Source organism: Chromobacterium sp. W521 (assembly GCF_052805975.1).
This window is the reverse complement of record NZ_JBRBAF010000030.1, coordinates 1-9244: the sequence shown is the minus strand read 5'-3', so window position 1 is coordinate 9244 and position 9244 is coordinate 1. Positions and strand designations below refer to the sequence as shown.

The 9244-nt window shown below is 63.5% G+C and carries 6 protein-coding genes; 1 reads left to right on the top strand and 5 read right to left on the bottom strand.

Annotation, left to right across the window (positions count from 1 at the left end; translation table 11 throughout):
* The 3 genes from ACUXV1_RS23080 to ACUXV1_RS23070 form a co-directional block, all read right to left on the bottom strand.
* Positions 1-1017 (bottom strand): ABC transporter permease (locus ACUXV1_RS23080; RefSeq protein ID WP_446016757.1); only part of this gene is annotated, 1017 nt, incomplete at its 3' end.
* 13 nt (positions 1018-1030) lie between these two features.
* Positions 1031-1969, bottom strand: a complete 939-nt coding sequence (locus tag ACUXV1_RS23075) for an ABC transporter permease (protein ID WP_043641406.1) — start codon at positions 1967-1969, stop codon at positions 1031-1033.
* 11 nt (positions 1970-1980) lie between these two features.
* Positions 1981-3768: an ABC transporter substrate-binding protein gene (locus tag ACUXV1_RS23070; RefSeq protein WP_194426051.1), complete on the bottom strand. Its 1788-nt coding sequence runs from the start codon at positions 3766-3768 to the stop codon at positions 1981-1983.
* Positions 3769-4123: 355 nt separating this feature from the next.
* Here ACUXV1_RS23070 and ACUXV1_RS23065 point away from each other — a divergent pair, with 355 nt between their 5' ends.
* Positions 4124-4489, top strand: a complete 366-nt coding sequence (locus tag ACUXV1_RS23065) for a hypothetical protein (protein WP_043641409.1) — start codon at positions 4124-4126, stop codon at positions 4487-4489.
* A 198-nt stretch (positions 4490-4687) separates the two neighbouring features.
* Here the strand turns inward: ACUXV1_RS23065 and ACUXV1_RS23060 are convergent, their stop codons facing one another.
* Both ACUXV1_RS23060 and ACUXV1_RS23055 read right to left on the bottom strand, forming a co-directional pair.
* Entirely contained in the window at positions 4688-7801 is a 3114-nt protein-coding gene (locus ACUXV1_RS23060; protein WP_043641411.1) for an efflux RND transporter permease subunit, read from the bottom strand.
* Positions 7802-7815: 14 nt separating this feature from the next.
* Entirely contained in the window at positions 7816-8931 is a 1116-nt protein-coding gene (locus ACUXV1_RS23055; protein ID WP_446016756.1) for an efflux RND transporter periplasmic adaptor subunit, read from the bottom strand.
* Positions 8932-9244 lie beyond the last annotated feature (313 nt).

The window sequence follows — 9244 nt, the reverse complement described above, 5'->3', positions numbered from 1 at the left end:
CACCAACAGGCTGAAGGCGGTGACCAGCAGCGACATGGACAAGGTAACCGCCAGCATTTGCCACCAATAGCCCTGGATCAGCTCGGTGGGCGCTTCCGCCAGCATCGAGCCCAGGCTGACCTGGCGCACGCCCACGCCGAATCCAAGGAAGGACAGGATGGCTTCGTACTTGATCAGCGCCACGGTGAGCAGGGAAAACTGCACCAACAACAGGTGGGAGATATTGGGCAGGATGTGGACAAACATTTTGCGGGCATTGCCGGCGCCGATGGCGTCCGCCGCCTGAACGTATTCGCGGCCCTTGAGCTTCAGGTATTCCGCGCGTACCAGGCGGAAGGTGCCGGTCCAGCTGGTCAGCGCCATCACCGCGACGATGGTGGTGATGCCGCGGCCGGAGACGGCGGCGAAGGACAGCAGCAGCAGCATGTCCGGCACCGAGGTGAACACGCTGTAGAACCAGCCCAGCGCGTCGTCCACCTTGCCGCCGAAATAGCCGGCCGCCGCGCCCAGCGCGCAGCCCACCAGCAAGGCCGACACCGCGCCGAACACGCCGACGAAGATGGAGGTGGAGGTGCCTTTCAGGGTTTTCTCTATCACATCGCGGCCGCGCAGGTCCGCGCCAAAGGGCAAGGTGGCGCGCTTGGGCGCGTCCGCCTGCGCGTATTCGCCCACATGTTGCCGCGCCTGTTGCAGCTCCTTGCCTATCGGGTCCTCCTCCGGCGTCATGGCGGCGATGGGGGCGGACGCCTGGGCGAGCTTGGCCGGTTCCGGCGGCAGTACATCGTCGGCGGAGGCCCGCACCCAGCTAGGCGGCGCGTAGGGCACGGCGATTTCGTCGGTCCAGCTGCCGCCCACCAGATTGAACCAGCCGCCCACGGCCAGCAGCAGGTAGACCGCCACGATCCACAGCGAAACAAAGCCCACTTTCTTGCGTTTCAGCCTTTGCCAGCCCAGCGCCCACAAGCCGCGCGAGGGGGCGGCCGGCGCGGAGCCGGCGGTATTGTGCAATGTCGTCATCTCCAGCCCTCTCTCACTTGAGCTGCACGCGCGGGTCGATCAGCTTGTAGACCAGATCGCCCAGCAAATTGAACACCATGGTGGCGATGGCGATATAGATGGTGATGGCCTTGATCACCGGGAAATCGCTCTTGTTCACCGCCATCACCACTTCATTGCCCATGCCGGGTATGCCGAAGAAGCTTTCCAGCACCAGCGCGCCGATCAACATATAAGGCAGCGACATCATCACGCTGGTCACCACCGGGATCAGCGCGTTGCGCAACACGTGCTTGAGCATCACCGTGCGCTCGGACAGGCCCTTGGCGCGCGCGGTGCGCACGTAGTCCTGGCCGATTTCCTCGACGAAGAAGCTGCGGTAGAAACGGATGTCCGGCCCCAGGGACACCATCAGGCCCATCAGCAGCGGCAGCGGCACATAGACGAAGAGGTTGATCCAGAAGGAGTCCCCCCAGCCGCGCACCGGGAACCAGCCCATTTTGAAGGCCAGAAAATACTGGCCGGCGATGATGTAGACCAGCGCGCTGACCGACATGGCCACGGTGCAGGCGATGGTGACGATGTGATCGGTGAGGCCGCCGCGAAAATAGGCGACCAGCGCCGCCAGCGGGATGGCGATCAACAGATCCACCACCAGCATGGCGCCGGTCAGCGTCAGCGAGGGGCCGACGCGGCTGCCGATGATGTCGGATACCGGTTGTTGAGTGGACCAGGAGGTGCCGAAGTCCAGCGTCAGCACCTGTTTGACGAAGAGCCAGAACTGCTCCGGCAAGCTTTTATCCAGGCCCAGCTGGGCGCGGATATTGGCCAGCACGTCCGGCGTCAGGTGCTTGCCGGCCAGCACCAGCGACGGGTCGCCGCCCACCAGGGTGAACAGAGTGAAAACCAGCAGCATGACGCCGAGCAGGGTCGGGATCATCTGCAGAATGCGACGGATGATGAATGCGGACATGGCGCTCTCCTTTACTTCTGCACATCCAGGAAACGCCAGATGGCGTTGAAATTGGGATGCACCTTGAAACCACGCACCCAGGGCTGGGCCACGCCGTTGACGAAACGGATGTCGCTGAAGATCCACGGCGTGTCGCCGGCGACGATCTTGTTCATCCGATCGTACAGCGCATTGCGCTCCGCACCGTCCGCCAGCAACCGCGATTGCCGGTATAGCGCGTCGTAGCGCGGCGACTGATAGCAGGCGTAGTTGGAGCCGCCGGTATTGGGGCCGTACAGCAGCTGCACGAAGTTGTCCCCGTCGGGATAATCGGCGTTCCAACCCGCGCCTACCAGACCGTATTTGCAACCCTGTAGCGCCTTCACCTGTTCATTCCATTGCATCACCCGGAAGTTGACGCGAATCTTGATGCGGTCGAAGGCCTTTTGCCAGTACTCGTTCCATTGCTTGTCGATGGCGGAAGGGCCGGTGACGAAATCGATGGCCAGCGGCTGGCCGTCGGGCTGGCGACGGTAGCCGTCCGCGGCGATCTTGTAGCCGAACTGGTCCAGCAAGGCGTTGGCCAGCGGCGGGTTGAACGGGTAGGCGGCACGGAAGTTGGGATTGTGGCCGGCGACATTCGGCGGAACGATGTACTGCATTTGCACCGCTTGGTTGCGGCGGATGTCGCGTATGGTTTCGCGCTGGTCGAAAGCCATGGCGATGGCGCGGCGCAGCGCGATGCGCGCCTTGCCGTAGCCCCCTACCGTGGGGTCTTGCATATTGAAGGCGTAGAAGGTGACGCCCTCTTCCAGCGAGCGGCTGAGCTGGATGCCGCGCTCGCGGTATTCCGCTTTCAGTTCGGCGCGGCTGGCGTCCTTGGGGTCCAAGCGCAGCACTTGGCGTATCAGCGGCTGCGGAATGCTGGGATTGCCGCTGAATAGGTCGACTTCCCCGCTTTTGAACGCCAACCAGGTGGGCTGTTCTTCCGGAATCACCGCGATTTCGATACGGTCGATCTGCGGATAGCGCTTGCCGTTCATCTGCCGCGCGATGGCCTGATCGCGCGGATCCGGCCCCGGCTCGTAATGGAACACCTCCTGACGGAAATTGGGATTGCGCACCAGGCTGATGCTGGTGCCCGGCTTCCACGCCTTCAGCATATAGGGGCCGGTGCCCACCGGGTGGGCATTGGAATTATCTCCGTAAGCCTCGATCACTTCCCGCGCCTGGGCCTGCACCCAGCTGCCGGCCAGCATGAAGGGCAAGGGAGGAAAGGGTTGCAGGAATTTGAGTTGCAAGGTGTAGCGGTCCAGCGCGCGCACGCCTTCCACTGGCTCGTCATAGTTCAAGCGCCCCTTGCCGGCTTTCTTGACCAGCGCCTGCAGGCCAATCAGCTTGTCGGTGAAGGCGTCGCTGAGCGGTGAGGCTACGGTGGGGTCCGACAGGCGCTTGATCGAGAACACAAAATCCTCCGCCGTCAGCTCGCGCCGTTTGCCCTTGAACGCCGGGTCCGGGGCAAAATAAATGCCCTGCTTCAGGTGGAAGGTATAGGTCTTGCCGCCGTCGCTGACAGTGGGCATGGCCGTGGCCACGCCGGGCACCACCTTGACCGGCCGCGCCAGGTAGTCGAAGGTCAGCAGCGAGTCGTAAATATGCTCGTTCACCGCCGCGGAATAAACATCCGAGATTTTGGCCGGATCGAAACCGGTTTCCTGCGCGTTGAACGAGGCGTGCAGCACCTTTTCCGCGCCGGCCGCCGATGCCGCCGCGCCCCCCCACGCCATCAGCGCCAGCAGCGCGCATCGCTTCAGGCTCATGATTTTCTCCTTTGTTGTCTCTCCGGCCTGGCGTCTTGCGCCGGCCGATTATTATGTTGCCGTTCTAGCCACGGCTTAGAACCGGTTTACGATCTGCTGCGCGTCGTGAAACGTGGCTCGGTGAGCGCGCCTTCAAAAGGCTCTACCGTGTGAACACTCCGCTTTTTCAGCCGTTTTCACCCCGTCTCGCCCTTGCTCGCAAGATCGTAAACAAGTTCTTAACACTCATGAACAACGTGCGCCGGCTCTGCTTGTTGACAAGCGGCGGCGGCGACGCCATCGTAAAAGTATCCCTTCGAACCACCCCAGGCGGCCGCATTGTCCGCCCGCCTTTCACTTCGCTCAGGAGCGCATCATGAAAACAACGCTAGCGCTGTCCCTGCTGGCCGCCAGCCTGCTGACCGGCTGCGCCACCCAGGCGGGCTATGCGCAAAAGGTCTACGGCTGGCAAGGCCGCGACGTCAACGAGATGCTGGCGCAATGGGGCGCGCCCACCAGCCAGCTGACCATGCCCAACGGCAATCAGCTCTACACCTACCGCAGCGCCTACAGCCAGGAAATGCCCTATCAGGGCGGCTTCTACAACTACCCGTGGGGCTTCAGCGGCGGCGGTTCGGTGTATTACCGCTGCACCACCAACTTCGTCGCCGACCCCAAAACCCACACCATCCTGACGGTGAGCTTTGAGGGTAATGACTGCGTGGCGCCGCCTAAGAATTAAGAGCCGGTTTACGATCTGCTGCGCGTCGTGGAGCGTGGCACGGTGAGTACAGCTTCGAAATGCTCATGTACCCTATGTACATTCCGCTTTCTCAACCGTTTTCGCCTTGCCTCGCCCTAGCTCGCGAGATCGTAAACAGGCTCTAAACCCTCCCTTCCACCCAAAAAAGAGCCTGCGCATGCGCAGGCTCTCTTCGTTTCAATGCTCGGCCGCCGGCTGGTGCGCCGGCTTGCCGCCCAGTAGGCGGCGCACCCGGCTGCGCAAGCCGTCCAGATAGGTGTAAACCACCGGCACCACGATCAGGGTCAGCACCGTGGAGGTCAGCAAGCCGCCGATGATGGCGTGCGCCATCGGCCGGTTGCTTTCCGAACCGTCGCCGGTGCCCAGGGCCAAGGGCAGCATGCCGAAGATCATCGCCAGGCTAGTCATCATGATGGGCCGCAAGCGCACGCGGCCGGCCTCCACGATGGCCTGGTTGCGCTCCATCCCTTCGCGCCGCGCCTGGTTGATGAAGTCCACCAGCAGAATGCCGTTCTTCGCCGCCAGACCCATCAACATGATGATGCCGATCACCGAGAACATGTTCAGCGTGGAGCCAAACACATAAAGCGAACAGAACACCCCGACGAAAGCCAGCGGCAAAGCCATCATGATGGTGACCGGCAGCGTGAAGCTGCGGAACTGCGCGGCCAGAATCAGATAGATGAAAATCACCCCCAACGCCAAGGCCTGCACCGCATAGCCCAGCGATTCCTGCATATCCTTTTGCTGACCGCCCTGCACCAGCATAACGCCCGGCGGCAACTTCAGGCCTTCCACCAGTTGATGTACCTCGGCGGAAACGGTGCCGGCGTCGCGGCCTTCGATATTGGCCAGGATGGTGATCTCGCGCATCATGTTGACGCGCTTGATCTGGCGCGGGCTGATGCCCTGCCGGGTTTCTATCAAGGAAGACAGCGGAATCATATTGGCCGCGCCGTTGGCGTCCGGCCGCCCGGCCACCGTCAGCGCGTCCAAGAGCTCCTGGCGGCGTTCCGACTTGGGCACCCGCAGCTTGACGTCGTAGTTTTCCCCGTCCGGCGCTTCCCAAGTGGTGACCGCGTTGCCGGCCAGCAGGATGGACAGCGTCTTGCCCACGCGGGCCAGGTCCACGCCCAAGCTGGTGGCGGCGTCGCGCTTGAGCACCAGGTTCAAGGCCGGATCGCCTTCGCTGAGGTTGGATTCGATGTCGCGCACGCCTTTGATCTTGCCCAGCCGGCGCATCAAGTCTTCGGACACCGCCGTCAGTTCGCGCAGGTCGCTGCCGCGCAAGCCCACTTTGACCGGCTTGCCCTGCTGCTGCTCGTTGGCCACCGATTTAATGGTGACGCCGGCCACGGGCAGCACCCGCGCGCGCGCGTCGGCGATCACCTGGCCCAGCGTGCGCTGACGGCTGTTCTTGTCGCCGATGTCGACCGTCACCGAACCGTCGTTCTTGCCGGCGCCGAAGTTGCCTTCTCCCACATTCATCGAGATCGACTTGATTTCGGGAATGCCCTTCACCGCAGCAGCCAGTTCATGGCCCTTGGTGGCGGTGTACTCCAAGGCCGAGCCGGGCGCGGTCTGGTAGCTGATGGTGAACTTGCCGCTGTCTCGCTCCGGGATGAACTCGCCGCCGATGCCGGGCACCAGCGCAAAGCTGGCCACGGTGAGCAGCAAGGCGGTGCCCAGCACGGTTTTACGATGGCCCAGCGCCCAGCGGATCACGCCGACGTAGCGCTCGGCCAGCCGGTCCAGCGAGCTTTCGAAGGCGTCCAGCATCCGCCCCAGCGGGCCGCGGTGCTTATCGCCGTGGCGATGCGGATCGTGCCAGATGGACGACAGCATCGGGTCCAGCGTGAAACTGACCAACATGGAGATCAGCACCGCCACCGCCACGGTCAGGCCAAACTGGTGGAAAAACTTGCCGATGATGCCGCCCATGAACCCCACCGGCAGGAACACCGCCACCACGGTCAACGTGGTGGCCAGCACCGCCAGACCGATTTCATTGGTCCCGTCCAATGCCGCCTGGTAGTGGCTCTTGCCCAGGCCGGCGTGACGCACGATGTTTTCCCGCACCACGATGGCGTCATCGATCAAGAGGCCGATGGACAGCGACAAGGCCAGCAGGGTCAACATGTTCAAGGTAAAGCCGAACATCTGAATGGCGAACAAGGTGCCTATCAGCGATACCGGCAGGGTCAGGCCGGTGATCACGGTGCTGCGCCAGCTGCCCAGGAACAGGAAGACGATCAGCACGGTCAGGCCCGCGCCTTCCAGCAGCGTGGACTCCACGTTATGCAGCGATTTTTTCACATCCTCGGCGGTATCGTAGGTGTAGCGCACCTTGACCCCGGCCGGCATCTGGCTTTTCAGCTCGGCCACCCTGGCCTTGACGCCTTCGGCCACTTCCACCACGTTGGCGCCGCGCGCGGCGCGCAGGTCCAGCGATACGCCGGGCCGGCCGTCTATCAGCGAGACGCTGGACTGCTCGGCCTCGGTGTCGGCCACGGTGGCGATGTCCTCAAGCCGGATGGGCGCGCCATTGCGGTAGCCCACCGCCAATTGCGAGAAGTCCTCGGCCGATTTCAACTTGCCGGCAACGCGGATCGCCCACTCCTTACTGACTGCCGACACCGAGCCGGCGGGGAAGTCCTGGTTGGCGGCGCGCAGCGCGTCGGCCACGTCCTGCAAGGACAGGCCGGAGGCTTCCAGACGCACCGGGTCCACATCCACTCGAATCTCGCGGCGCACCCCGCCAATCAGCTTGACGTCGCCAACGCCGGCCACCATCTGCAGCCGCTTTTTCAGCACCTTGTCCACCCAGGTGGTCAGCTCTCGCGGGCGGGTCTGATCCGAAGTCAGCACCAGGGTCAGCATAGGGTTGTCGTTGGGGTCCACCTGGGACACGGTGGGCGCGGAGATTTCGCGGCGGAACTGGCCCTGGATGGCGCCTATCTTATCCCGCACGTTCTGCACCGCCGCCACCGGGTCCACCGATAGCTCAAACTCCACCACCACGGTGGAATTGCCTTCCATGGAATAGGAACGGATTTCCTTGATGCCGTTGATGGTGTTGACCGCTTCTTCCACCGGTTTGGAGATTTCGCTTTCCACCACTTCCGGGGAAGCGCCCGGATAGTCGGTGGACACCAGGGCGATGGGGAAGCGGATGTCCGGCATTTCCTCCACCGCCAGGCGCTGCCAGGAAAACAAGCCCAGCACCACCAGCGTCATCATCAACACGGCGGCGAAATAGGGATTGCGGACGCTTACTCGGGTCAGCCACATGCTGCGCCCTCCGCTTAGAGTTTGCCGCCGGGCAGGGAAACCGGATCGCCGGCTTTCACCCCCACCAGGTCCACGGCGATCACGTGCTCGCCCGGCTTGACGCCGGACACCGCGGCCAGCCGGTCCGCCTCGGAGCGCAGCAACAATTCCACCTGCCGCCGTTCCAGCCGGCCCTGGCGCGCCACCAGCACCCAGGGCTGGCCGTCCGGATCGTGGATGGCCGGCAGCGGCAGCACGATCTGGTCGCTAAGCTGGCGCAACACAATGCCGCCCTTGGCGAACTGTCCGGCCTTCAGCTTGTGTTCCGGGTTTTTCACGCGGATGTACAGGGTGAAGCTGCGGGTGCCCGCCACCGCCACCGGGTTGATGCGCACCACTTCGCCGCGTTGAGGTTCGGCCAGGCCGTCCACGGTGAAACCGGCTTGCATGCCGGGCTGGATCTGCGAGATCAGCCTCGCCGGCACGGTGGCGGCGATTTCCAGCACCGACAAGTCAGCGATGGCGAACAGCACCGCGTTCTTGCCGGCCACTTCGCCCGGATTGATTTTGCGCTCGTACACCACGCCGTCTATCGGCGCGCGGATCTGGGTGTCCGCCAGCAGGCGGCGCGCCCGCGCCAGCTGAGTGGCCTGGGCCTTGGCTTCGCCCTCCTTCACCCGGTAGTCGCTATCGAATTCGTCATAGGCGATCTGCGAGATAAACCCCTTATGCAACAGTTCGCGCTGTTTTTCCAATTTGACCTTGGCCAGGCGCAGCCGCGCCTCGGTATTGGCCACTTGGGCGTTCTGCTCCGCCACCGATTGCGACAGGACTTCGGCGTCCAGCACCGCCAGCACTTGGCCGCGCTTGACCGCCTCGCCCTCGCGCACGCGCACTTCCTTGACCCGGGCCTCCACCTCCGCGGCCACGGTGCCGCTGGTCAAGGCGTTGAGCGATCCGGTGAAGGCGATCGTCGCCGCCAGCACGCGCGGCTTGGCCGCTATCACATCGGCAGGGGACAAGGTCCGCGCCACCGGCGCGGAAGCCGCGGTTTTGCCGGCTACGCCGTCCTTGGGCGGGTCCGCCGGTTTGGCGCCGCAAGCCGTCAGCACCAACGATAAGAGCGGGACTATGACAAATCGTGTGTTCATCTGTGTTGTTCTTTTCTATGGTTGAGCCGCCCGCGACGCGGAGCTCGGACACGCGTGACCGGCCGCCGCGTCAGGCTCGGCGGCCGCGCATCCCGGACGATGAAACGACGCAAGACTCCCCCTTGCGCCGGCGCGGCCGGACCAGGGCCGCTTGGCATCATCCCACAGGCGTCACCGCGGGATATGCCATTGTGTGGTTGTATTGTCTTGTTGTTGTGAAGCGTGGTCGGACCAGCCGCAGTCAAGCATTTGGGCGGCCTGACTGCGGCCGCCCGTTATCATGCCACAACACTATCCATTAAACATATGTCAT